Annotated in this window: 2 protein-coding genes and 1 pseudogene; all 3 read left to right on the top strand. The window is 55.3% G+C overall.

Annotated elements, in window-relative coordinates; translation table 11 throughout:
* Positions 1 to 90: 90 nt before the first annotated feature.
* Positions 91 to 378 carry a hypothetical protein gene (locus AC1DLB_RS30545; RefSeq protein WP_064615662.1) on the top strand — a complete coding sequence of 96 codons (288 nt, stop codon included), beginning with the start codon at positions 91 to 93 and terminating at the stop codon, positions 376 to 378.
* A gap of 81 nt (positions 379 to 459) precedes the next feature.
* Complete coding sequence (locus tag AC1DLB_RS30540) at positions 460 to 624, top strand: DUF1328 domain-containing protein (protein WP_003177151.1); 165 nt, start codon at positions 460 to 462, stop codon at positions 622 to 624.
* Positions 625 to 690: 66 nt separating this feature from the next.
* Positions 691 to 795 (top strand): annotated as a pseudogene (locus AC1DLB_RS30535) (Ivy family c-type lysozyme inhibitor); the annotation flags it as partial.
* Positions 796 to 1,163: the final 368 nt, after the last annotated feature.

Here is a 1,163-nt window from a genome sequence, read left to right as displayed (position 1 = left end):
GGCATGCAGGCTGCAATGGTCTAGGTAATCAGGGCATTTAATGAACCAGCGCCCGCCAAAGATCACTACCCGTATGGGAGGAACTTCAGGATGAATCGCCAAAGTGCCGCCCAATTGCGTCTTTCGCCACTGCATGTCCAGCAAGGCTTGTTTGCCCTGTTGGCGTTGTTGATCACCCTGATTGGTGGCCAGCAGTACATGCGTTGGGAGCAAAGCGCGCAACCGGCGCCAGTGCACCTTTCGATTCCACATCCCCCCCAAAGCCACTTCAGCGCCGTCAGCAGCAACCCGGCTGACAACGCCTCAATACGAATGATGGGCGTCGACCAGGCCCGGCCTGTGGACGAGACGCCCTCCCAGGAACGTTGGGTGTTTTAAGCAAACGAACTTGGCGCGCTCAACGCGCCGGGAAATGCACCACAAGCAACATCCTTAAATAGAAGCGTAAGGAGAATCACCATGTTGAGCTGGGCAATCACATTCCTGATCATTGCCATCATCGCTGCAGTATTGGGCTTCGGTGGTATCGCGGGCACCGCCACGGGTATCGCCAAGATTCTCTTTGTCGTATTCCTGGTGATGTTCATTGCTTCCTTCTTCTTTGGCCGTCGCGGTCGAGGTTGATATGTGTGTTTTGGTTAAAGACATTGGCGGCCGCCCTGCTTCTGGGCGGCAGTGCCATGACGATCGCGGCCACCCACGCGACATGCCGACTACCGCTTACTCGGTAAACCGGACGAAGGCATGCAGAAGATGTGGATGGCGCGACTGAAGAAAGATCCACGCCGGTATTGAGTTCGAAACACGAAAGAGGCCTCACGCTTCTTTCCACTGCGCTACCCGAGGACGGTAGACGCATGACCAAGGGGTCGGGACGTTCTGACTGCTTCAGGGTCGGAGTGACCTACGGGTACAGGGAGTAGCCGCGCAAGGGCCGGGTCAGGTGAAGCTGCGACGCAAGTTCGTCGGCCTAGCGTGGCTCGACGGACTTGCGGAGAGCTTCAACGTGCAAAACGTTGATCTAGAGCATTCTGCTCATATGTTCTTGCTGCATATTCCCCGCAAAACCGTTTCGCGGTGTTTCTTCGTGACCGTATATCGAGAAAGCTCTGACTTTCATGAGAAGAAAAATCGCAGTCGAACGTAGGACATCTCCTAAATTT

The organism is Pseudomonas sp. 05N434 (assembly GCF_056396965.1).
This window is presented reverse-complemented; position numbering and strand designations above follow the sequence as displayed.